This is a genomic window from Flavobacterium gossypii, assembly GCF_014138495.1.
Lineage (GTDB): Bacteria > Bacteroidota > Bacteroidia > Flavobacteriales > Flavobacteriaceae > Flavobacterium > Flavobacterium endophyticum.
The window spans coordinates 103017-127680 of the sequence record NZ_JACJIS010000003.1 but is presented as its reverse complement, the minus strand read 5'-3'; the positions used below and the strand labels follow the sequence as shown (position 1 = coordinate 127680).

The 24664-nt window shown below is 40.9% G+C and carries 24 protein-coding genes; 21 read left to right on the top strand and 3 right to left on the bottom strand.

Going from position 1 to position 24664, the window contains the following annotated elements; translation table 11 throughout:
• The first annotated feature begins 2 nt into the window (after positions 1-2).
• The 19 genes from GGR22_RS13620 (at position 3) to GGR22_RS13530 (ending at position 19882) form a co-directional block, all read left to right on the top strand.
• Positions 3-1025: a glycosyltransferase family A protein gene (locus GGR22_RS13620; RefSeq protein WP_182494119.1), complete on the top strand. Its 1023-nt coding sequence runs from the start codon at positions 3-5 to the stop codon at positions 1023-1025.
• Complete coding sequence (locus GGR22_RS13615) at positions 1022-2095, top strand: glycosyltransferase family 2 protein (protein ID WP_182494118.1); 1074 nt, start codon at positions 1022-1024, stop codon at positions 2093-2095. Before GGR22_RS13620 ends, GGR22_RS13615 begins: the two co-directional genes overlap by 4 nt.
• A 19-nt stretch (positions 2096-2114) precedes the next feature.
• Entirely contained in the window at positions 2115-2933 is an 819-nt protein-coding gene (locus GGR22_RS13610) for a polysaccharide pyruvyl transferase family protein (protein WP_182494117.1), read from the top strand.
• A 5-nt stretch (positions 2934-2938) separates the two neighbouring features.
• Positions 2939-4033 (top strand): glycosyltransferase family 4 protein, encoded by a 1095-nt coding sequence (locus tag GGR22_RS13605; RefSeq protein ID WP_182494116.1) that lies wholly within the window; start codon positions 2939-2941, stop codon positions 4031-4033.
• The gene (locus GGR22_RS13600; RefSeq protein WP_182494115.1) at positions 4030-4692 is read left to right on the top strand and encodes an acylneuraminate cytidylyltransferase family protein; all 663 of its coding nucleotides are present in this window, start codon (positions 4030-4032) and stop codon (positions 4690-4692) included. The genes GGR22_RS13605 and GGR22_RS13600 overlap by 4 nt, the downstream gene beginning before the upstream one ends.
• A gap of 29 nt (positions 4693-4721) precedes the next feature.
• The gene (neuB, locus tag GGR22_RS13595; RefSeq protein WP_182494114.1) at positions 4722-5762 is read left to right on the top strand and encodes an N-acetylneuraminate synthase; all 1041 of its coding nucleotides are present in this window, start codon (positions 4722-4724) and stop codon (positions 5760-5762) included.
• A gap of 3 nt (positions 5763-5765) precedes the next feature.
• On the top strand, positions 5766-6887 hold the full coding sequence (gene neuC / locus GGR22_RS13590; RefSeq protein WP_182494113.1) for a UDP-N-acetylglucosamine 2-epimerase: 1122 nt from the start codon (positions 5766-5768) through the stop codon (positions 6885-6887).
• Positions 6888-6958: 71 nt separating this feature from the next.
• The gene (locus GGR22_RS13585; protein ID WP_182494112.1) at positions 6959-7846 is read left to right on the top strand and encodes a hypothetical protein; all 888 of its coding nucleotides are present in this window, start codon (positions 6959-6961) and stop codon (positions 7844-7846) included.
• On the top strand, positions 7836-9227 hold the full coding sequence (locus GGR22_RS13580; RefSeq protein ID WP_182494111.1) for a glycosyltransferase family protein: 1392 nt from the start codon (positions 7836-7838) through the stop codon (positions 9225-9227). The genes GGR22_RS13585 and GGR22_RS13580 overlap by 11 nt, the downstream gene beginning before the upstream one ends.
• A gap of 3 nt (positions 9228-9230) precedes the next feature.
• Positions 9231-10664 (top strand): MBOAT family O-acyltransferase, encoded by a 1434-nt coding sequence (locus tag GGR22_RS13575; RefSeq protein WP_182494110.1) that lies wholly within the window; start codon positions 9231-9233, stop codon positions 10662-10664.
• Positions 10665-11624, top strand: a complete 960-nt coding sequence (locus tag GGR22_RS13570; RefSeq protein WP_182494109.1) for a hypothetical protein — start codon at positions 10665-10667, stop codon at positions 11622-11624.
• 24 nt (positions 11625-11648) lie between these two features.
• A complete protein-coding gene (locus GGR22_RS13565) occupies positions 11649-12521 on the top strand; it encodes a hypothetical protein (protein WP_182494108.1) in 873 nt (290 codons plus the stop codon).
• Entirely contained in the window at positions 12518-13663 is a 1146-nt protein-coding gene (locus tag GGR22_RS13560; RefSeq protein ID WP_317169793.1) for a glycosyltransferase family 4 protein, read from the top strand. The genes GGR22_RS13565 and GGR22_RS13560 overlap by 4 nt, the downstream gene beginning before the upstream one ends.
• Positions 13660-15204, top strand: coding sequence for a glycosyltransferase family 2 protein (locus tag GGR22_RS13555; RefSeq protein WP_182494107.1), 1545 nt, complete (start codon positions 13660-13662; stop codon positions 15202-15204). Before GGR22_RS13560 ends, GGR22_RS13555 begins: the two co-directional genes overlap by 4 nt.
• Before the next feature lie 108 nt (positions 15205-15312).
• Positions 15313-17286, top strand: coding sequence for a tetratricopeptide repeat-containing sensor histidine kinase (locus GGR22_RS13550; protein WP_182494106.1), 1974 nt, complete (start codon positions 15313-15315; stop codon positions 17284-17286).
• Positions 17287-17469: 183 nt separating this feature from the next.
• Positions 17470-18279, top strand: a complete 810-nt coding sequence (locus tag GGR22_RS13545; protein WP_182494105.1) for an SDR family oxidoreductase — start codon at positions 17470-17472, stop codon at positions 18277-18279.
• A gap of 4 nt (positions 18280-18283) precedes the next feature.
• A complete protein-coding gene (locus GGR22_RS13540; RefSeq protein WP_182494104.1) occupies positions 18284-19201 on the top strand; it encodes a helix-turn-helix domain-containing protein in 918 nt (305 codons plus the stop codon).
• A 15-nt stretch (positions 19202-19216) separates the two neighbouring features.
• A complete protein-coding gene (locus GGR22_RS13535; protein WP_182494103.1) occupies positions 19217-19549 on the top strand; it encodes a nuclear transport factor 2 family protein in 333 nt (110 codons plus the stop codon).
• 12 nt (positions 19550-19561) lie between these two features.
• Positions 19562-19882 carry a nucleoside triphosphate pyrophosphohydrolase family protein gene (locus GGR22_RS13530; RefSeq protein ID WP_182494102.1) on the top strand — a complete coding sequence of 107 codons (321 nt, stop codon included), beginning with the start codon at positions 19562-19564 and terminating at the stop codon, positions 19880-19882.
• 83 nt (positions 19883-19965) lie between these two features.
• Here GGR22_RS13530 and GGR22_RS13525 read toward each other — a convergent pair whose 3' ends face one another.
• Complete coding sequence (locus GGR22_RS13525; protein ID WP_182494101.1) at positions 19966-21576, bottom strand: T9SS type A sorting domain-containing protein; 1611 nt, start codon at positions 21574-21576, stop codon at positions 19966-19968.
• A gap of 4 nt (positions 21577-21580) precedes the next feature.
• Positions 21581-22390, bottom strand: coding sequence for a hypothetical protein (locus GGR22_RS13520; protein ID WP_182494100.1), 810 nt, complete (start codon positions 22388-22390; stop codon positions 21581-21583).
• 106 nt (positions 22391-22496) lie between these two features.
• Between GGR22_RS13520 and GGR22_RS13515 the strand changes: the two genes are divergently transcribed.
• Positions 22497-22832 carry a winged helix-turn-helix transcriptional regulator gene (locus tag GGR22_RS13515; RefSeq protein WP_121376743.1) on the top strand — a complete coding sequence of 112 codons (336 nt, stop codon included), beginning with the start codon at positions 22497-22499 and terminating at the stop codon, positions 22830-22832.
• 498 nt (positions 22833-23330) lie between these two features.
• Here GGR22_RS13515 and GGR22_RS13510 read toward each other — a convergent pair whose 3' ends face one another.
• Positions 23331-23672 (bottom strand): winged helix-turn-helix transcriptional regulator, encoded by a 342-nt coding sequence (locus GGR22_RS13510; RefSeq protein WP_182494099.1) that lies wholly within the window; start codon positions 23670-23672, stop codon positions 23331-23333.
• 78 nt (positions 23673-23750) lie between these two features.
• On the opposite strand from GGR22_RS13510, the gene GGR22_RS13505 reads away from it, so the two are divergent.
• A complete protein-coding gene (locus GGR22_RS13505) occupies positions 23751-24491 on the top strand; it encodes an SDR family NAD(P)-dependent oxidoreductase (protein ID WP_182494098.1) in 741 nt (246 codons plus the stop codon).
• Positions 24492-24664 lie beyond the last annotated feature (173 nt).

Genomic DNA, 24664 nt, shown 5'->3' with positions numbered 1-24664 from the left:
GTATGCGAATAGGATTTAATCCACATAAAGATAAAAAGCAGGAGGCCTCAGAGTACTTCCATCAGGTCGTGATTCCTGTTTATATTCCCAACCAAGACGATTATTTTAAGGACAGTTTTGCAATATTAAAATACTGTATGGAGTCGCTGTTGCTGACCAGCCATAAAAAGACGTATTTCACGATTGTCAATAATGGAAGCTGTCAAGAGATTGTCGATTATTTGAACAACTTGTTTGAAGAGCACAAAATTCACGAGGTCATCCACTGCCCAAGCATCGGAAAACTAAATGCTGTATTGAAAGGCTTATCAGGGAATAATTTCCAACTGGTTACCATCGCAGATTCCGACGTGCTGTTTTTGAATCAGTGGCAGAAGGAAACCTATGCTGTCTTTAATGCGTTTCCAAAAGCCGGAGCCGTTTGTCCGACACCATCGGCCAAATCCTTCAAAACCTATACAACCAATATATGGTATGAATTGTTCTTTTCTAAAAAATTATACTTTACGGATGTAAAAAATCCCAAAGCACTAGAAGAATTTGCTGCCAGCATCGGCTATCCACGATTCTATAATAAGTACCAATTAGATAAATACCTGACTGTTTCCAGCAAAGATTTTAAGGCTGTTGTCGGAGCGGGACATTTTATTACGACCTATAGAGGAGCGATATTTGAAAAGCTGGAGAAAAAGTATTCAGGCTATAAGCTCGGAGGCGATAGCGAAAAGGAACTGTTGGATCTTCCGGTTGTTAAAAAAGGACTATGGAGGTTATCTACGCTGGATAATTTTGCCTATCACATGGGCAACAGTAAAGAAGACTGGATGCAGCAGAAATTAGACGAAATCGAGCCTAATGAGTATGTAGCAGAAAGCAAATTGAATTTAAATACGATTCCTTCAACCCAGTTGGGATATTGGATAAAAAATAAGTTATTTGCCAAGTTCTTTTTGAGAAAAAAAATACTGACCCAATGCTTAAGATATAAAGGGCTTTCCAAAGAAGCTGCAGAACATTATTTATGATAACCATTGTCTACCCTTACCGAAACCGTGAAATAAAGCGCATTCAGCGTTCTATCGATTCGTTGGCGCAGCAATCGAAGCAGAATTTCAAGGTAGTATTCATAGACTATGGCTCTGAGGAAAAATTGGCGGAAGTAGCGCAAACCTTGCTCAAGAAATATGATTTTGTGTCTTATGTTTACCTTCCTGTAAAAGACCAGCCTTGGAACAAATGCAAAGCCTTAAATTATGCCGTAAAAAACATGGATTCCGGCTATTGTTTTGTAGCGGATATCGACATGATCTTCCACTCACAATTCACGGCTGTTTTAGAACAGCATCTCGACCCGAATAAAGCTACTTATTTTCAAGTAGGATTTCTTTCCGAACAGGAGACAAAAAAAGATAAGGCCTTTGAGTCTTATCAAATTAATTTCAAGACCAACGAAGAAGCTACAGGAATGACACTTTTTCCAGTTTCCTATCTAAAAGAAATAAATGGCTTTGATGAGTTTTTTCATTTTTGGGGAGCCGAAGATACCGACATCCACAATCGCTTAAAAAATACCGGATGTCAGGTTGAATACTATGATGAAAAGCTCTTAATGTTGCACCAGTGGCATCCTAATTATAGAAAGAGAGAAACCAAGACCCTGAACAAAGAACTGCAATTGTCTGGAATTGTAGAAACCAACCACCAGCATTTGTTGCATAATCTAAAGACAAATGCCACCAAAGTAAATCCTAAAGGTTGGGGAAATGTTATGGCCGACATAGAACTGAACGAATTGCAATCTTTTCCAGTATCCACTCTCTATAATGAGAAGAAATTGATAGACTATTTCCTCTATCAACAGCTTTCCAATGCTAAAAACCAAATCTTGGCGATTGAGATTAAGGAAAATCCTGTTCAGGCTACGGCCAAATACATGCTGAAGAAGCAATTGGGCAAAAAAGTACCGCAGTTCTACAGCCTTAAAGAAATCAATGACCAAATCCTGCTGCATATCGTTTCATTTTACCATACAAACCCCTATATTTATCAGGTCAAAGAAAACCCAAGCAGCATTATTTTTAAAATAAAAACCTAAAGCTAATCTTACCCGGTTTATGTCCCAAAACGGAAATATCAGGCTTTTTTGGTGGAGCGAAATCCACCTTGCTGGCAAGACAAAAGAAAACTACGGCGATCTCGTGGGATGCTATCTTGTCGAAAAGATTTCTGGAAAAAAAGCGGTTTGGACCCATCCTAAAAAGCGTTCTTTCTTGGATACATTCAAGACTGTCTACCTGACCGCAGGAAGTATTTTGGCTCAAGTAGAAGGAAAATGTGTAGTCTGGGGAAGCGGCATCATTTCAAAAGAATATAAAATAAAAAAAGCCGTATTTTTAGCCGTCCGTGGACCGCAGACCAGAAAACATCTGATAGCGCAAGGTTATGAAGTTCCTGAAGTATATGGAGATCCGGCGCTTTTGTTGCCGCGATTTTATAATCCGAAGAAACAGGCAAAATACGATTTGGGAATCATTCCGCATTATGCCGATTATAAGCTGGGAACAGAAATGTATAAAGAACAAAGCAATGTTCTTATAATCGACCTGATGACCAATGATGTCGAGAGCGTGACCGACCTGATCTTGCAATGCAGAAGGATAATTTCTTCTTCCTTGCACGGAATTATTATTTCGCAGGCCTATCATATTCCGGCTGTCTGGGTCAAGTTTTCGGACAATGTTTTTGGAGACGGAATCAAATATCAAGATTATTTCGAGTCTGTAGGCATCGAGAATTATGCTCCAAAGTTTGTGTCGGAAAAGTTGGAAGATAATCAAATCGAAGCTCTTTTTAATGCCGTCCAATCGACTGCCACACCAGAAAAAATTAAAGAAATACAGGATGGCCTGATGGAAACCTGTCCGTTTAAATAATAGTTATGGCTAAAGTAATTTTGATATCCCAATTCCCGCTACCGTATTCCAAGATTGGAAGCTGGACTACTTTGTACCAAAACTACCTAGAAGGCAAGCACTCCATCGACTATATCATTTGCGAGCAGCCCGAAACCCGATTCCCAAACATACACTATGAAATCGTAGGGCAGACGCTGACACTCAAGCTTAAGAAAAAATACCATAAAAATAATTATATCGGCTATCTCGAAGCGCTTGAAAAGATTCTGGCAACTGGAGAAAAGCATATTATTCAGGTTGTTGATAATTTTGGAATCATCAAACCGCTACAGGAATTTCTAACCTCCAAAGGATTGAAAAACCGATACTACATACAGTTTTTTTATCATGGCTTCGCGCCCTTTTATGGCAATCTAGACAGCCGAAATTTCTACGAGTTTATTGATGAAATGGTACTCTTGACCTACGACAGCTACAAAGCACATAAAGAATATTATACGATATTGCCGTGCCGATTTTCGGTATTGCACAACGGAATTGATACCGACAAATTTTACAAAATAGCTCCTGAGAAAAAGAAAGCGCTTAGAGAGAAACTAGGATTTACCTCTGAAAAAATCTTTATCTGGTGCTCGCAGGACCGACCAAAAAAAGGACTGGATCTGATGCTGGATGTATGGAATCGCATACAAGAAAATCATGACAACTGTACATTGCTTGTCATAGGAACCAATAGAAAAGAGACTATAAAAGGCGTTGTTTTTTTAGGGAAAATGCCTAATAGCGAGCTTCCTGAATATTATCAAGCTACCGATGCTTATCTGTTTCCGACACTATGGCACGAAGGATTTGGCCTGAGCTTGATTGAAGCCTTGCATTGCGGGTGCTATTGCATTGCTTCCGCTTTGGGCGGTGTTCCAGAAGTACTACAGCATGGAAAATTAGGCAGGCTGATTGAAAACCCGCATTTTATTTCAGAATGGATAGAGGCAATTGAAGAATTTCTGTCAGAAAGCAGTAGTTATCCTTCTATACCCAAAGAACTTTATTCCAAAGAAACATGGAGTCAAGGTATGGAAGAAAGAATCTTTGATGCTAAAAAAAGCCTAGAACGATGAAGACGATAGCCATAATTCCAGCGAGAGGCGGATCCAAAAGACTGCCGGGGAAAAACAGCATGCTGTTGGGCGGTATCCCGCTCGTGGCGCATAGTATTTTATATGCCCAAGCGGACAGCCGTATTGATGCTGTGTATGTCAGCACAGACGATGCCGAGATTAAAAAAATAGCCATAGCCTATGGTGCGCAAGTAATTGATAGGCCGCAACATTTGGCAGGCGATCTAGAACCGACAGTGACAGCCTTAAAGCATGTACTGGAATCATTAGAATCGAAACCTGAAACGGTAGTGCTGCTGCAACCGACCAATCCGCTTAGGCCTAAAAATTTGCTACAGAATGCTTTTGAGATTTATGAAAAAGGAAGATACAAAAACCTTTTTACTGTAACCCAAAGCCACCAAAAACTAGGCAAAATTAAAGAAGATAAATTCATTCCCTTTAATTACGAACCGGGACAACGAAGCCAAGACCTAGAGCCTTTGTATTTTGAAAACGGATTGTTGTATATCTGCAAATCGGAACTAATCCTTAACGATACGATTATCAGTAAAGAAGCCTATCCAATGTTAATCGACCATCCTTTTGGCAGTGTCGATATTGATACTTTAGAAGATTTTGACTATGCAGTTTACCTGCATAAAAAGCATACCCTATAAAACATAGAAAAACCCCTGAACATACAACAATGAATCCATACATAGAAATTGCAGGAAGAAAAATTGGACCTGATTATCCGCCCTTAGTAATTGCAGAAATAGGCATCAATCATGAAGGATCTCTGGCTGTTGCAAAAGAAATGGTAGACGCTGCACATCGAGCGGGCGCAGAAGTAGTAAAACACCAGACCCATATCGTGGAAGATGAAATGAGCGGAGCCGCCAAAAAAGTAGTGCCGGGCAATGCCACGGTTTCTATTTATGAAATCATGGAACGCTGCGCTTTGAACGAAGCAGATGAGCGGGAACTCAAAGAATATGTCGAAAGCAAAGGCATGATCTTTATCTCGACACCTTTTTCTCGTGCTGCAGCCGAACGCTTGAAACAATTTGATATTCCAGCCTATAAGATTGGTTCCGGCGAATGCAATAATTATCCGTTGCTCGAACATATTGCCGGCTTTGGAAAGCCGGTCATCTTAAGTACCGGAATGAATACCATCGAAAGTGTCAGTAAAGCAGTTGCTATTTTTGACAAACACAATATTCCCGTAGCGCTTCTGCATACGACCAACTTATATCCGACACCGATTCATTTGGTACGTTATGGTGCCATGACACAGCTGCATGAGGCATTTCCGAATAAGGTTTTCGGTCTGAGCGATCATACGCTGAACAACAATGCCTGTCTGGGTGCCGTGGCCGTAGGCGCTTCCATCTTAGAAAGGCATTTTACGGATCATATGAACCGAACAGGACCCGATATCATCTGCAGTATGGATGAGACGGCTTGCCAAGAACTGATAGCAGGCAGCCATGAGATCTGGCAGATGCGAGGAGGCAGCAAAGAACCCGCAAAAGAAGAACAGGTTACTATCGACTTTGCTTTTGCTACGGTCTGTTCTATCCGACCTATAGCAGAAGGGGAGGTTTTTACAAAAGAAAATATCTGGGTAAAGCGCCCTGGAACCGGAAAGATTCTTGCCGAGCATTTCAATAATATTCTTGGAAAAAAGGCAACAAGAGCCATAGAAAATGATGAACAGCTAATTTGGAACGATATTCAGTAAGCCGTGAAAAAAATACTTTTCCTTACCGGAACCCGAGCTGATTTCGGGAAAATCAAATCCTTGATCCAAATATTGGAAAAAGACTCAGGATTTGTGCCCTATATTGCCGTGACCGGAATGCACCTGCAGGAAGAATACGGGTATACGCTTATTGAAATCGAGCGCTGTGACTTCCAGAACATTCATACGTTCTCTAACCATACAGACGAGACGACGATGGATCTGACCTTGGCAAAAACTATCGAAGGATTGTCTGCCTACGTAAAAGAATGCCAGCCTGACCTGATTGTTGTTCATGGTGACAGAGTAGAAACCTTGGCAGGAGCTATTGTAGGTTCTCTCAATAACATTCTGGTGGCGCATATCGAAGGAGGAGAAATTTCGGGAACCGTTGACGAACTGATTCGCCATAGCGTCAGCAAGCTGTGCCACGTGCATTTTGTGTCTAACGAACAGGCTGCCAAAAGGCTGATTCAGATGGGGGAGATGGCTTCTTCTGTCTTTATCATCGGTTCTCCTGACGTAGATATTATGTTTTCTGAAAATCTTCCTGAGTTGGAGATTGCGAAAAGTTACTACGGAATCGGGTTTGACGATTTTGCCATTGCGATGTTCCATCCCGTAACGACCGAGGCAACACACATGATTCAGTATTCGGATAACTTTACCCAGGCTTTGCTCAACGACCATCATAACTATGTCGTTATCTATCCGAACAACGACTTGGGAAGCAAGGCTATCCTAAATTCTTATGAAAAATTGAAAGGACATCCAAGGTTCAGGATATTTCCGTCCTTGCGTTTTGAATATTTCCTTACGCTGCTCAAGAACAGCCAATTCATCATAGGAAACAGCAGCGCTGGAATTCGGGAAGCGCCGTATTATGGTATCCCGATTATCAATATAGGGACGCGTCAGCAGAATAGGGCCGTGCATTCTGATATTATAAATACAGATTACAGCATTGAAAGTATAAGCGAAGCGCTCAAAATTGTCGACAGCCATCAAGTACAGCTGCAGCAAGAAGATTTTGGTGCAGGGAATAGTGCCGAATTGTTCCTTGATTCCCTAAAAAATCAAGATATTTGGCAATTGAACCATCAGAAACAATTTAGAGATTTATAGATGATATTGGATTCGCCTAAAAATACATTTTTACGATCTGCAGAAGATAATATCTTTTATCTTCCATCCTGATGCAGCAATTTATAAGAAAAATAGGTGTTATCCTGCTGACAACCGTGCTGTTGCTTTGTCTTTTTGACTGGGCCTACACAGAAGTATACACACGTTCAATTCCGCGAAACAAAACAAAATATGTGCTGGGCCTAAAGGACCAGAAAATCGATTATGTCTTTTTAGGATCTTCAAGAGTTGAAAACCATATAGATACTCAACTTATCAAAACATTGACCTCGAAGAAAGTCTTGAATTTAGGGATACAGGGTGCCAAATTAGATGACAATTATCTTTTGCTGCAGTTGCTTATTCATAACAATTTGAAAATAGGAAAACTTTTCCTGCAGGTCGATTATATTTTTAATACAGAATCTATATCGACTATCGTAAGTTCGGAATCGCTTCCCTATATTCGAAAAAACGAAATAATCCGCAATCACCTCGAAAAAAGCAACCCCGATTACTTGGCTTACTATTACATTCCGTTTTATCGTTATCAGGTGAATGATTATAAGATAGGCTTTCGCGAATTCTTTTCTTCGGTGATAGGCAAAAAAAGCAAGACTGATTTTACAGACGGCTTTGTTCCAAAGCAGGTCAAGTTCATAAAAAACAACAATTTCAGGTTGCCGGATAGCATTATTGCCCAAAACAAGGTTTTTAATCAAATCGATCAGCTTTGCAAAGATAAAAACATCGAAGTTGTTTATTTTTGTGCCCCGTTTTGTTCTACTGTGCGGCAATCGGATTATATTGATAAGCTTAAGCGCAAGATTCCCAGCCTGAAAGATTATTCTAAAACGCTCGATGATACGCTTTTTTATAATTGCGGACACCTCAATGAGGAGGGCGCCAAAGTTTTCACAAGAATGCTAGTCAAAGATTGTATGCAACATGAAAAATAAGATTTTTATATTGTTACCCGACGGGATAGGATTGCGCAATTTTGCCTATTCTCATTTTTATGAATTGGGACTAAAAGAGGGTTTTGAGCCTGTCTTTTGGAACAATACGCCTTTTGATTTGGCTGCCGAAGGCTATCAGGAAGTAAAAATACGACATGCGAAAACACATCCGTTGACCGACATCTATAAAAATGCGCGGAAGCATATCGAGCTGAGCTTGAATATCCAAAAAAGCAATGACAGGGTATATGACGATTATCGTTTTCCTTTTTCGTATAAGAATATAAAAAGTGCCATCAAGAGTAGTGCGACACGTCTACTGATAGCAACACATACTTCAAAAAGCGGACTGGAAAGGGTACGCGAAAAAATAAAAAAACTGGAACGGACCACTCCGTTTTACCAGCATTCGCTTGAAACGCTGCAAAAAGAAAAGCCAGCTATGGTGTTTTGCACCAACCAGCGTCCGGTATTGGCCATTGCTCCACTTTTGGCAGCGAAAGATCTAGGTATACCAACGGCTTCGTTTATCTTTTCTTGGGATAATCTTCCGAAGGCCACGATGGTGGTAGAAACGGATTATTATTTTGTCTGGAGCGAGCACATGAAAAAAGAACTTTTGTATTATTATGACTATATCCGACCACAGCAGGTTTTTGTGACAGGGACTCCTCAGTTTGAACTTCATGCTGACCGAAATGGCTTGCAGTCAAGAGAAGCGTTTTTTAAGACCAACGGATTGGATATTGCCAAAAAATACATCTGCTATTCGGGAGATGATATTACGACATCGCCAGACGATCAACAATACTTGTCGGATACAGCCAAAGCTGTTCGGCAATTGAATGCTGAAGAATATAATCTAGGCATTATTTTTAGACGCTGCCCGGTAGATTTTTCAGCTCGTTATGATGCTGTTTTGGAAGAAAACAAAGATCTTATCACCAGCTTGTCACCGCTTTGGAAAAAAATAGGCGAAGGCTGGAATACCATATTACCAACAAAAGAAGATATCTTGCTGCAGCAGCATACGATCTTCCATACAGAAATGGTAGTGAACTTGGGTTCCTCTATGGTTTTTGATTATGCGTGCTATGACAAGCCGTGCAGTTTTGTCAATTATGATACAGCCCGTACGGCGAATACGAGCTCTTCGGTCAAGAAAATTTATAATTATGTACATTTCCGTTCCATGCCGGCTACTGAAGCCGTAGTCTGGCTACATTCGCCTGAAGCAATCGCGGACCAAATCCGAACAACATTGCAAAACCCAAAATCTAACATTTCTCATGCGAAAGAATGGTTTGAGGTCATCAACCAGCAGCCGTTCCAAGATGCGTCCGTAAGAATCTGGAAAGCCATTCGCAACATAATCCACTAATCTATGTTTTTTAACTCCTTATCCTTTGCGATATTTCTTCCTATAGTTTTCTTTCTGTACTGGTTTGTTTTTAACTCATCGAAGAAGGCACAAAATACGTTGCTGATTATTGCCAGCTATTATTTCTATTCTTGCTGGGACTGGAGGTTCTTGTTCTTGCTGGTCTTTTCGACCGGGCTGGACTATTTCACGGCATTGAAAATAGAAAACAGTCGCTCTAAAACGGAAAGGAAGACTTGGTTCTGGATCAGCGTGGGTGTCAACCTAGGGTTTCTGGGCGTCTTTAAATATTATGACTTTTTCGCGGTATCGTTTTCCAAACTGATTGAGGGCTTTGGCATGCAGGCGAATCCGTTTCTGCTCAATCTGGTCTTGCCAGTAGGTATTTCGTTTTATACTTTCCACGGACTTTCTTATATCATCGATATTTATAAGGAACGAATAAAGGCAGAGCGTAATTTTATCGATTATGCACTTTTCGTAAGTTATTTTCCGCTATTGGTTGCAGGTCCTATTGAGCGAGCCACGCATTTGCTGCCACAGGTCAAAGTCAAACGCAATTTTGACTATCAGCAGGCCAAGGAAGGAATCCACCAGATCTTATGGGGACTGGTCAAAAAAATAGTGATTGCCGACAGTTGTGCACAATATGCCAATGCTGTTTTTGACAATTATGAGAGCATGAATAGCTTGTCTTTGGTTTTAGGGGCGGTTTATTTTGCGTTCCAGATTTATGGCGATTTCTCGGGCTATTCGGATATTGCTTTGGGTACGTCCAAATTATTCGGCATCAACCTGCTTAAGAATTTCGATTATCCTTATTTTTCAAGGGATATTGCCGAGTTTTGGCGCCGATGGCATATCTCGCTCTCGTCGTGGTTTCGGGATTATCTTTATATTCCGCTAGGAGGAAGCCAAGGAGGCACGTGGATGAAGATTCGAAATACGTTTATCATTTTTCTGGTCAGCGGCTTCTGGCATGGTGCCAACTGGACTTTTCTGGCTTGGGGATTCTTAAATGCCCTATATTTCTTGCCATTACTCTTGAGCAACAAGAACAGGACGCATACCGGAAATATTGAGCGTGTAGCGTTTATTCAAGGCATGAAACTGATTCCGCAAATCGGGCTGACTTTTGCACTGACCTGTTTGGCTTGGATCTTTTTCAGGGCCCGAACGATTACAGATGCTTTTGGCTATATCAAGAGAATGTTTTCTAACTTGCAATTCAAGCCTCAATATTTCAACATCGAGCGGTATAACTTTGAACTGGTCTTGATGCTGGTGCTATTTGTAGGTTTTGAATGGTTTAACCGTTATAAGATCGAGCCGATTTCAGGAAAATACAGCTATCCTAAAATCTGTTTGGCCATCATAGTACTGCTACTGTTTGGCGTCTATTCGGAATATAAAAGCTTTATTTATTTCCAGTTTTAGATGAAACAGTTCCTGCTTTATATCGTACAGATTCTTGTCGGCTCTTTCCTGCTCTCTTATGCGGTACAGTTGGCGGCTGATTCTGGATTAAAGAAAATGAAGAGCACACTGTTTTCAGAATGGAATGCTATCTTAAAAGGCACCATTAATGCAGATATGGTAATCTTAGGGTCTTCGAGAGGCGTGGTTTCTTATGATCCAGACTTGCTTTCTGCGGCTTCAAATAAGAAAGTGCATAACCTTTCTTTTAACGCTGGTTCTTATAATCTGCAAGAATTGAAATATAACCTATATGCAGAACACAATAAAAAGCCTAAAATAATCTTGCAAAATGTCGACTTGGCTCATTTTACTCCTTCTGTCCAGCTTCCAGAAGAACATCAATTCTTGCCTTATCTAGACGATCAAGGTCTTAAAAAAGGATTAGGTTTGTTTGATAGCCGTTATTTGTGGGTAGATCGTATTCCGTTGCTGAAATACAATACCCAAAAAAGATTTCTTGGGATTGGTTTAGGGTCTTTTTTGGGAAAGAAGTTTAAAAATAAGGATGCTGTAACTGACGGGTTTTCTCCAAAATCCATTGCCTTTAAAAGGGACGGCCATAACCTCAAAAGACTTTCGGATCCTGCTTTTAAAAGGTCTTATGAAAAAGACTTGGCACAGATGAAATCGTTCGTGAAGGCAAGGATTAAAGATTCTATTACAGTTATCTTGGTTTGGGCACCAGAATATAAAGAGAGACTAGCAGTTGGCAGACGTCTGACACAGCCATTAAAACAGGCACTGGCTGATTTTGCTAACGAGCAAAAGGGAGTTTACTTTTTGGATATGTCTGAGGATTCCCTATCGCAGTCTTCGGACTATTTTTATGACACCTTTCACCTGAATACCAAAGGGGCTCATTTGTTTTCCGCTGCATTAGCGCAGAAGATTAAGGATTTGGAACGTAATTCACATTAATTTGAGACCCAGGCTTTTCTATTCATGAAAAAATTTGTCTATTATCTTTTAGGTTTGTTGCTCGCCATTTTGCTGGCCGCTTACTTGCTGGATTATACTTTTACTGCATTTTATACCAACAGCAAGCCTCGGAATAAGATTGCCTTGGCGTATACTGGTACTGCACAGGAATATGATGTAATTTTCTTGGGTTCGTCTAGAGCAAATAATCATTTTGTACCGCAATCGTTTATCAACAGAGGACTTACGGCTTATAATTTCGGAATGAGCGGCTCGCGGCTGGAAGAAAGCGCATTACTGTTGCAACTGCTCTTGGCAAAAGGCGCAAAAATAAAGAGCCTTATCGTTGAGGTAGACCTCAATATTAATTCCAACGGTTATTCTGAAGGAACACGGGCTAATTTTTATCCTTACCTGAACCAATCGGACTTAATCAGCGGCTATTATAAAAATATAGCTGATTTTGACAAATTGTACTACCTTCCTTTTTACCGCTATCTGAAATACGATGCGAAAATCGGGATGCGGGAATTGTTTTTTACAGTTGCCGAACGACCTTCTAAAAATTTGCAGCATTATGGATTTTATCCTTTAAAAAATACAGGAAACAACATGAAGTATGACCTTTCGAAGCATTACCCAAAAAAGAATCGGGCCTATGAGGCAATCAAAAAAATATGCAGCGAAAACCAGATCCGATTGATTGCCGTGACGACGCCTATGTGCGAGAACGTAAAAAATATCGCTTATTTTGAAGAAGTAGTGAAATTGTATCCAGAAGTTCATAATTTTGAGGATGTCGTGACGGACGAAGATTGTTTTTCTTCTTGCGGACACATGAACGAAAAAGGAGCCACAGTATTTACCCAATTTCTGCTAGATAAATTTTTTAAATGATGCACATCGCCTTTCTTACACCCGAATACCCACATGAAAAAGTCTTGCATGCTGCCGGAATCGGAACTAGCATCAAGAACCTGGCTACGGCATTGGTACAGGAAGGAGTTGCTGTTTCGGTTTTTGTCTATTCTCAAAAAACAGATGCTGTTTTTGTAGAGGACGGCATAAAAATACATTTGATACGGCACAAGAAATATCGCTATTTTGGATGGTTTTTCTATCGTAAATACCTACAGGATTATCTGAACCGATTTGTTTCTGTTGATAAAATTGACCTTATCGAAGCTCCCGATTGGACAGGTATTGCTGCTTTTATGAACTTGAAGGTGCCTCTGGTTATTCGTTTTCATGGAAGCGATACCTATTTCTGCCACTTAGAAAATAGGAAACAAAAACTAAAGAATTTATGGTTTGAAAAGCTTGGAATGGCCAAAGCGAAAGCGTTTATTGCTCCTACACAATTTGCAGGTACGCTTACGCAACAGCTCTTCGGAATCAAGGACAAAGCGATACGGGTTCTGCATTACGGAATCTTACTTTCTGATTTTGCCAACGAAACTCCCGAAGATTTTGAACAGGGACTGGTGGTATACATAGGGACGCTTATCCGTAAAAAGGGTGTGCTGGAGCTTCCTGCTATTTTAGAGAAAGCAGCCGAAACCTATCCAAACATAAGGCTGGTCTTGATCGGCGCTGATTCTTTTGACATCCAGACAGGATCGCCTTCTACATGGCAACTGTTATATTCGATGTTGGACGAATCGCTAAAAAACAAAGTCAGCTATCTAGGCAAGGTACCTTATGCTCAAGTAAAGGGCTACATGCAAAAAGCCAATGTATGCGTCTTTCCGACTTTTGCAGAAACACAAGGCATGGTTACCATTGAATCTATGGCCATGCAGAAAGCGGTTGTCAATAGCAATATTGGCTGGGCACAGGAGCTTATCATAGACAGTGAAAGCGGATTTCTCGTGCATCCGAAGGATCATGTTCTGTATGCTTCCAAAATCACGGCACTGCTGGCAGATAAAGAGCTTGCGCTACAAATAGGCCGTAATGCCCGAGTGCGTACCGAGCAGGTCTTCGACATACGAAAAACAGTCTTGCAGCATATTGAATTTTATCAGCAGCAGCTATGATCATCCTCTATCATAAAAATAATAGGGTGACAGAGGCTTGGAATGATTCGGATTCTAAGGCACTGCCTATAAAGTCAGTTTCTATTCCCAAAGCGCTTTTTGAGATTGCATCTACGTTTCCTGATTCTTTGGTGCTTTGGTGCCATGAATCGCAAAGAGAGCATCTCAATAAGGAACATCTTTCGGAAGTATTTCATCATAAAAAAATAATGGCTTCGTACGCTCCGTCGTCTGGAAAGTATCTTCCAGAAAGTATTGGATATGCGGACGAAAGTCTTTTTGCTAACCCAGACCTGAATTCGACCTTTGCCAGCTGGCGAATGAGTTCTATGGTTGGAGGGCTGCATAGCAGCGTACTGCTGTGTCTTGAAAAACACATAGTGCCTGATCGGAATTTTGATTATTTCTTGCATTCTCTTGCAAAACTTGCTATGCCTCTAGGGCTATTGTGCTATTCTGAACCTCGGCTGCTCGCGAATGGGAGTGCTGCTTTTGAAATAGCACCGACAGGCAAGGCGACTCTGTTTCGATTCGTAAGGCAGCATTATCGGCTACGATGGATCTTTTTGTTGTTGCTTAATTTTGTAGTGCATGAAAAGAAGCTGCCGTTGCTTTCTTTTTTTAAGAGCTTTTTTTATCAGAAAAGAAGATTGCCGAACACTATTTTTGATCAGATTCCTGTGCAATCTTCAAAAGAAATCATGGAATCAGCGACTTTTGATGTGGTGATTCCTACCATCGGGAGGGAAAAATACTTACATGATTTTTTGCGGGATTTGTCAGAGCAGACGCTGCTGCCGCAACGGGTGATTATCGTAGAACAGAACCCTGAAGCGGAAAGCCAAAGTGGACTAGCGTATCTGCAGTCTGAGTCTTGGCCCTTTTTGGTTTTGCATACATTTACGCACCAAGCGGGGGCGTGCAATGCTAGAAATTTAGCCTTGGCCCAGGTAGAAAGTGAATGGATTTTTCTGGCCGATGATGATATTCGCATCAGTAATGATTTCTTAGAGCAAGCGGCTGTCGAGATACGGCATTATGGGAATAGCGCGTATACATTACAATGTTTGCAGGCGGGCGAAAAGGCCGTTTTTGACAAGGTATTTCAATGGAAGACTTTTGGTTCGGGATGCAGCATCGTCAAGAGGAGTGCCTTAGAAGGTCTTCAATTTGACATGCGTTTTGAATTTGGTTTTGGCGAGGATGCTGATTTTGGAATGCAGCTGCGAAAAAGAGGACATGATGTGTTATATCTCCCGCACCCTCAGATAATGCACCTCAAGGCACCGATAGGTGGCTTTAGAACAAAACCGAAATTAGCTTGGAAGGATGATAAGCTATTGCCTAAGCCATCGCCTACAGTCATGCTCTACAAGCTATTACATGAAACATCTTGGCAATTAGACGGTTATAAGATAGTTTCCTTTTTTAAGTTCTATAAATATCAGCCCATACGCAATCCTTTTGCCTATTTTAAGAACTTCAAAGCCCGATGGGCAGCCAGTTTGCACTGGGCCAATAAGCTGCGCGACAAAAAATAGCTTCGACGGAGTGCATTGTTGGCGCAAACCTAACATTCCATGCCAACAGCTATTCTTTTAATTTTTTATATTTGAGGCTCAATTTAGTAACCGTATCTATTTTCCTCCATGCATAGAACAACCAAACGAACTACATTATTAGTACTCTTATTTGCGTTTTCTGTTTCCTATTCCCAAGACAAGATTATCGATTCGATAAAGACCCTAGTAAACAATCCCAAGTTTCACGATACGACCAAACTAAGAGCAGTATCGAATGCCATGGATTACTATAGTGAGCACGACAAGAATTATTATGTCTTGAATGCCATGCTGGGAAAGATTGCGGTAAAGAATTATAAAAAAAACAATCCTCCCGAACTGAAGAAAAAATACACCATGTGGCTCTCCGGCTACTATTCTACTGTAGGAACGGAGTACTCTTTTACAAAAGAACGCGAAAAAGGATTAGCGTATCACGACAAAAGCATTGCCCTTCTTAAATCGGTAAAAGCGTATGATGAGATGTACAGCGAAATGATTGTAAAAGCATCACTTTATGTGCGGATGAACCAAGACGATAAGGCGATACCGCTGATATTTTCGGCAATCAAATATTTTGAAAAAGATAAAGAATATTATGTAGATGATATGGCCTATGCCTATTCTGCTTTGGGACAGATTTATATCGGCCAGAAGCAGCATCAAAAGGCAATAGCCTATAATGAAAAAGCCATTCTGTATTATGAAGATTCGTATGCACAAGAGCCAAATGACCACACCAGCTATCTTAAATGCTTGGCTTATGGTAATATAGCCTATTCCTATTCATCGCTCCATCAGTTCGAAGAAGCAATAGACTATTGCAACAGGGCATTGCAAATATCCAGAAAAATAAAAAACCATACCATTACGGGCCTTCTTTTATCTCGATTGGGAAATGCCAAAATGCATCTCAATAAGCTTGACGAAGCAGAAAAAATATTTAACGAGATCTTGTCTATAAAAGAGCTAGCAGAGGCCACAAATGATGCTGCCTTAGCCAGTGCTCATTTCGGACTTGCTAGTTTATATATCAAAAAAGGAAATCTCACCCAAGCGGGTCTTGCTGCAGAGAAAGGTTTTGCACTAAGCAAGAAAACAGGAAGCAAAGACCTTCAAGAGCAAGGCGCCCATCTTATTTATGATATCAGCAAAGCGACTAAAAATTTTGAAAGAGCGCTTGAAATGTACCAATTTCATGAGAAGATAGTCGATTCCAGTCAGATTCAAGCCTCTAAAAATGAGCTGGAACAACAGCTTCTTAAATACGATTTCGAGAAAAAAGAATTGAACTATAAGCTGACTGCGCAAAAGAAAACCGCAACCAAAAACAATTGGCTCATCGGACTTTCCGGAGCACTTCTGGCATTGCTGTTAGGAGGCTATTTCTATTACAGAAATACCAAACAAAAGCAGGCAATTGCGGGATTGGAGAAAAACCAGATCAAGCAAAAGCTGCTCATCACGCAGATGAATCCGCACTTTATTTTTAATTCGATTAGCAACATCCAAGCATTGATCCGTGATAAAAAAGACGAAGATGCTATAAACTACCTGAATAAATTTTCAGTCTTGACCAGACAGATTCTGGAGAATTCAAACGAAAATTATATTTCGTTGGCCGAAGAAGTGGGAATGATGGAAAATTATTTGCTCATCCAGCAGCTCTTATACAGCAACAAGTTTGGCTTTACGATTGCAATCGAAGAAGGAATCGATACCGAATCGCTGTTTTTACCGCCAATGCTGACACAGCCGTTTATTGAAAATGCCATAAAACATGGCTTGGCAGACAAAGACCAAAATGGTACCATTGCCATCCGTTTTTACCTAATAGATGCCAAGCTGTTTTTTGAAATCTTGGATAACGGGAAAGGATTTGACGGCTCAAAAACAATAAGCAATCACAAATCGCTAGCAATGACCATTACTAAAGAAAGATTGATTAATTACACCAAAAACCAAAATTTTGTCGTGCAGACCGATACTATAAAAGACCAAGACGAGAAGGTTGTAGGGGCCAAGGTTGTTTTTGAAATACCTTACATTTATGAAGAGTAAGATTATCCGCAAAACAAAAGCCCGACATGAAAGTGTCGGGTTTTTTTATAGAAGTTTTTTGATTTTTATTATAGCTAGTGCTTAGGGACATCCGTCATTTTGGCTACTACAAATGGAATTATGGCAACATGGGTGCGATGGCTTCTGCTGAACTTTGTCCTATAACTTTTAAACAACAAAAAAATGCAAAAGACAATTTTTATTACAGGAGCATCATCAGGATTAGGCAAAGGAGTTGCCAAATTATTCCAAAGCAAAGGCTGGAACGTTATTGCTACCATGCGAAACCCAGACAAGGAAAAAGAACTGAGCTTGCTAGAGAATGTTACGCTCTTGCCTTTAGATGTTACGAATGTAGCCAACATCCAAGAAACCGTTAAGATAGCGACGCAAAAATATGCTATTGATGTAGTGTTTAACAATGCGGGCTATGGGCTTATCGGAGCACTGGAAGCTTTGTCTGATGAGCAGTTAGTACGTCAGATTGATACGAACTTGTTAGGAGTTATCCGAGTGACTCAGGCTTTTGTTCCGTATTTCAGAGAAAAAAAGGAAGGCTTGTTTATTACTACGACTTCTATCGGCGGACTGCTGACATTTCCTCTAGATTCTATCTATCATGCGACCAAATGGGCACTAGAAGGTTGGAGTGAAGGCATGTCGTATGAGCTAGGACTTCATAGCATCGGAATAAAAACAATTGCTCCTGGAGGAATCAAGACTAATTTTGCAGGAAATGCCTTGGATGTCGCACGACACCCTGCGTATGAGTCGGGTCTGGAGAAACTGTTCGGATTGATGAATCCGTCTAATTTTGAACCCGTAGAATGGATTGCTGATGTAGTGTATGAAGCCGCTACCGACGGCAAGAACCAGCTGCGTTATGTTGCCGGAGAATTTGCCAACGAATTGTATGCAAGAAGGCTAGAAATCGGTGCCGAATTAGCGGTGAAAGAAATGAACGCGATGGTATTCGGGGATTTAGTAAATTAGCTATATGAAAAAAGAGCCTAACAGTCCGGTAAAAATAAATTCGATTTCAGAGCTGCACCAGATGCTTGGACTGCCGAAACCACTGCATCCGCTGGTCAGCCTGGTTGACAATACCAAGATGGTATTGGACAGGTCGTATCTTAAAAGTTCTTTTTTGTTTAACTTCTATAAGATTTCCTATAAGAAAACGCTGAAAGGAGTTATCGGCTACGGACAAGGATATTATGATTTTGATGAAGGCGGTATGGTCTTTACGGCTCCGAACCAGTTGATCTCAATCATCGGCGATGATACGGAGTATAAGGGATATTCGTTATTGATGCACCCTGATTTTGTCAGAAATTATCCTTTAGGAAAGAACATCAAATCCTACGGTTTTTTCTCGTATGAAGCCAATGAAGCCTTGCATTTATCGGATAAGGAAAGGACAATTATCCTTGGAGTGCTAGATAGCATAGAGCAGGAACTGAACGGAACGATAGATGATTTTAGCCAAGACCTGATGATTTCGTATATCGAAGTACTGCTGAATTATGGCAATCGTTTTTATAAAAGGCAGTTTATTACGCGCAAGGCGGTAAATCACGACTTGCTGGCCCAGATGGAAGAAGTGCTGGAATCCTATTTTGAGCAGGAAGAGCCTTTGAAAAACGGACTGATAACGGTAGACTATCTGGCGCAGCACTTGAATGTATCGCCAAGATATCTGAGCGATATGCTACGTTCGCTGACGGGACAGAATGCGCAGCAGCACATCCATGAAAAGCTGATCGAAAAGGCGAAGGAATACCTTTCTACTTCCCAGCTGTCTGTAGCAGAAGTAGCATACCAACTGGGTTTCGAGCATCCGCAGTCGTTCAGCAAAGTCTTTAAAAAGAAGACGAATGTAACGCCTTTAGAATTCAGGGCTTCTTTTAACTAATACACAACTACAGGAATGGATATCACATCGTTTGTTTCAGATTGGATCAATAAAGGCAATGCTTACGATACCGAAGGCTATCTGGAAAGTTATTGGGAAGATGCCGTACTAGACGACCCGTCTGTCGGGAGAACGTTTAAGGGTCATGCCGGAATTCGGGAGTATTTTACGAGCTATTTTATAGGATACCAGACACAGACCCGACTCGTCAAGTTGGACATTCAGGATAACAAAGCGTATCTGGAAGTGGAATTTACCGGAACGTTTCCCGAAGGAAAAATAGGAGGACTGTTTGACCTGACCTTTCGCAAGGGAAAAATAGCAACAGCAAAAGCAGATTTACTTTAATATATTTAAAAAATGGAAGAGAACAATCTTGACACTATCATAGCGCGCTCTTTGGCGTTACGAAAAAAATATCATGAGCTGGAAATAAAGCATCATGGGAACGAATGGACCGTAGAAGAAGATGCTTTGGCATTCTTGACCGATGCGGGTCTAGTGGGCCGCCATACGATGTCACAGCAAGGCCGCTGGCCAAAGGGAGATACGGTTACCGAACTGGAACATAAATTGGGCGAAAGTATCTGGTGGCTTATTGTTTTGGCGGATAGGATGGATGTCGATATCAAAAAATCGCTGGATACTTTTTTAACCGAGACGGAAGGACTTTTAAAATAAGAGATTATTCTGCTAGCTATAAAATAAAAATCCTGATACTACTATCAGGATTTTTTTTAGGCTTATAATTCTCTACAATTTAGTTAGTTTACACTGACGATTTTTGAGAGCTGTTTCGTACCTAGATTTACTTTTAGTATATAATTTGCTTTTGATAGCTGTTGCACGTTGACTTGCGGAGTGCTTTCTTTTAAGATCAGCCTTCCAAATAAATCATAGAGTTCCCAAGAGACTAATTTTTCCTTGCCGGTATCTATGTTAAAATAGGAATGTGCTGGATTCGGGTATATTTTTATATCGGTAACGAGCGTTTTATCCTCAACTGCCTGTTGGTTTCTCATCGCGATTTCATCTACTGGCGCTTTAAAGGCTGGCAAGACGCTATTGCTTGTATAGGCATAAAAATAACCATTGTCTATAAGAGTATTGGGTTTGATCAGCAGGTCGCCCGTTCCTTCAATCTTGATTCCGTTCCAATTTTCATTATCTGCAGAGCTAATGTTTCCCGATTCTATAATATAATGGCTGTCGTTCTTGACAATGACGCGGCTTTCGGCAGGCATGATCATGTTGCAGGTGCTGTTGAGTGTCGCGCCATTTTCTACCTGTACGTTGGAATAGATTCTGAAATTCAAGTCCCAAGTTTCATCGGAGTTGACCTTAAAGACATCGTGTGTATAGGAGTCTTCCGTAAAATATTGCCTTACGCTAGAGATAGAAGCGTATCGGTACATCTTTCCGATTTCATCCTTGCTGATGTAATTGTGGTTGGTATTCCATTGCGCATTCATCACATGATCATTGCAACCTTGGTGGTATAACATGAGGCTGTGTCCGAGTTCATGCACAAAGCTAGAATAACCTACTCCCACATACCAGCCTCTTACATCGCTCCAAGGATAACTTTGCTGGGTGACGCAGTGTTTCATAGACAAGTACTTGGTATACATATCCGGCCAAAACTGCCTTGATTTTTGGCTCAGGTTGTACTCGCTAGGAAATTCTGAAGCGGCCCAGCCTGTTTCTGCAATGCCCGATGCACAGTTGCCTTGTGCCAGCTGTTCATAAAGCTCGCCGTTATTGGCGAATACGACATTGATGCCTTCGCGGATAGTCGGGTCGTTGTCGTAATAGGAGTAATAATAATTATAGCCGGGTATCAGGATACTATTATTACTGTAAGGACCTTCAGAAGGAACGTAGCCTGTCACCAGAAAATTCCATGCCGGATCAACCTTCCAGACTCTGTTGACAATTACTCTTATCCTAGAATCATAGACATGGTTTGCCGGATTGGGATCGTAATTGTAGCAGGTCACGTCTTGCGGAATTTCAATATGGCCCAGCCTGTAATTCATATTGGCAATAATATCGTCCCAGACCAGCTGGTGCTCAAGGTTGTTTTCTTCAAAGTTGCCGGTACCATCTGGTTTGGTCAAGAAGATAAAGTTCAGCTTGATGTAGATGATATCCTGCGTAGGCTTTGGGACATAAAGGCTGTTCTGGCTGTAGTATTGGGAAGTGTTTCCGCAATAGGAAAAAGGCGTGTTTTTCTTCTCCAACAAATTGTTGCTGTCTAGATGTTCGTGATCTGCTTTATCAGATATGCATTGCATCCTCAGCAGATTTTCTGGCGGGTTTTGCGCCCAAGCCGCACAAGAGCAGAAGAATAAAAAAAGTTTTATTTTTTTCATACTGCTATTGTTTAGAAGCGTTGTTTTCTAAGTTTTTGATCTTGGCATTGCTTTCTTCCAAGTCTTTATCTAGCTTGATGACATAGAGTGTAAGCTCTTCTATCTTTTTTAATAGCAGGGCGTTGAATTCTTTTAGTTCCAGTCCATTGTCTACGACTTCTTTGGCAGTAGGGACTTCTGGCAGGTGTTTGTTTTCGTTTACGAAAGCTTCGAGTTTTTTAAGGTCCATCAATTCGTACTCTTTTTCGAATACATAATCGGCCCAGCCATGTTGGTCTGCAAATTCAACTTTTATTTTTTCGGTCTTGATTCCTTCTTTGACAAAGAGACGGTAGCCGGTACATTCGGCACAGTCTACATTGATGGTACCAAGCCCTAATTTGCCGTTGGCTTTTAGCGTAAAGAACTGCTCATATTGCGTAGGGCTTGTCATGCCAGAAACATCTAGCACGCCAGGGTTTTCTGGCTGGTATTGGGTATATCGCAAAAAGAGAAGCGACATTCCGTTGCCGATGTTTGTAGCATTGTTTCCGATGTAAAAAGCGTCGCTGTTGACGTCGGCAACAACTTGAGTTCTGCCGCCTACTTTAAAAGAAATAGTAGGATCGGGTGCTGTGGCTACACCAATGCTTCCGTTGGCGGCTACGCGAAATCTTTCTTTGTTGGCGGTTCTGACTACCAGGTCGGTAGCATCGCTAGTTCCTACATATTCTGAAGTAGGATTGGTACCAGAGTTTCCGGTCAGTTTCCAAGATTGGGCAAGAGCAACATTGGCTGCTATCAAAGCGCCCGCGATAAATAGTTTTTTTTTCATTTGGTATGATTTAGGGTTGTTGTTCCTACTCTATTAAAGGCTTTTCGGATACCGCCTAGAATTGATTTATTTTTCCTAAATTTCCGTTAAAAAAAAATACAGTGCAATGAGTCAAAAAAATCTGACTACCGAAAAGTTGCTGAATACCATAGAGATATGTCCGGCGCAAGGGCTTCTGCGAATGCTTTCGGGCAAATGGAAACCTGAAATATTTTATCTGGCGATTGAGTCGGATTTGCGATTTAATAGTTTGCTGCGTATGATAGAGGGATCTAATAAGCAGTCGCTGGCAGTTGCCCTAAAAGAGCTGGTAGAAGCAGAGCTGCTCGAAAAGGTGGTCGTCAAGCAGAAGCCGTTGCATATTGAGTATTTTTTGACAGAAAGAGGAAAATCCCTGATTCCGGTGTTTCGGCAATTGGAACGTATTGCTGTGGAGCGGTAGGTATGGTTTTGTGTTGATGAAACTTAATGTTGTTGTATTTCACGTAAATTCTAACTGTAGATTCTACATTATCAAATTTTAATTCATATACTTTCAAAAGGTAATAATTTTCTAATCTATTTGATTTTAAATTAGCTTTATTTTTTTCTTCTCTTGTAGACACATATTGTAAATCCGAATTATGGGGGGCTGTCAACTCTGTTAGACAGGTTGTTTCAAGTTGAAAGAAGCCGTCAACTCTGTTAGACAGGCTGTTTCGAGTTGAAAGAAGCCGTCAACTCTGTTAGACGAGCTGTTTCGAGTTGAAAGAAGCTATCAACTCTGTTAGACAAGCTGTTCCAAGTTGTAAGAAGCTGTCAACTCTGTTAGACGGGCTGTTTCAAGTTGTAAGAAGCTGTCTAACCAGTTAGACAGGTTAAAGCAAAGCTGCTTTAAGCTGTTGAACGTGGTGGATGAGTTGTGTAAGTTGCAAATCTTGCTATGAATATATTGGCTTACTTAAAAAGTATCCCCTTCAATTATTTTTTTTCTGTGTTCTCTGCCCCAGTCGATCATCGATAAGATAATGGTGCCAAAAGTCCTGCAATATTCCGTCGGCTCATATTCGATAAGGACAGGCGTATCGTTATAAACCGTCCTTTTGACCAGCTTGTTCATTTCCATGTCTTTTAATTCTTTAGATAGCATGCGCGTAGTAATGCCGGGAATACTGCGCTCAATTTCGCGAAAACGCTTATTGCCGTTGCAAATGGAGTTGATAATAGGCAGGCGCCATTTTCCGCCTATGACATAGAGCGTGTCTTGCAGTGCTCGAAGTTCTTCTTTCTGGTTTCTTTCCATTCTTTATTGGTATACTCTGTGATACTGATTACAAATGTATATCAATATGAAATACCTTTGGCAAAAAATACAAACAAAATGAATTTAAAAAACAAAGTAGCCATAGTAACAGGCGGGAACAGTGGAATTGGACTTGCCGCAGCAAAAGAACTTATAGCACAAGGCGCTACCGTAATTATCACAGGCAGAAGAAAAGAGGCGATTAACAAAGCAGCGAGCGAAATCGGAGCCATTCCATTTGTAGCAGACCAGTCTAACCTGCACGATATTGACCTGCTTGGAGAAACGGTTGAAAAACAATTTGGCAAGGCAGATATTCTGTTTATCAATGCAGGAATTACGGGTACGCCAGATCTGATAGAGGAAGCAAACGAAGCAAATTTTGACAGTGTGATGAATATCAATTTCCGCGGAGCGTATTTTACGTTGAGCAGGTTTATCCCTTTGCTGAATGATGGCGCTTCGGTAGTTTTCCTTTCTTCCAACACGGCAACCCTTCACAGTCCAAAAAGCTCTATTTACCAAGCCAGCAAGGCGGCTATAAATTCTATAGCCAAAACAGCAGCGGCAGAACTGGCACCGAGAAAAATCAGGGTCAATACCATAAGTCCGGGCCCTACAAGGACCGATGTGCTGAACAAATCGTATGGCGAAAAAACAGCAGCTTCTATCTGGGACCATCTTGCCGACGTAGTGCCGCTTAAAAAAGTAGGAGTGCCTGAGGATGTTGCCAAAATGGTCGCGTATTTATGTGGCGAAGGAGCTTCGTATATTACGGGTGCCGATTTTGTAATGGATGGCGGAATGACCTTGAATTGATAAGGGATTTTAAAAAAGATACTATCTGGTTTTTTAGTTACTGGCGCGAGCAAAAGCTTGCGCCTTTTTTTATTCTATTTTATTTATCATCGCTTTTCGCCGCAGCTATTTACAGGAAAAGACGGGCGACTGTATTATAGAATCATGCCTTGCAGATTTTGGCTTCTAAATTT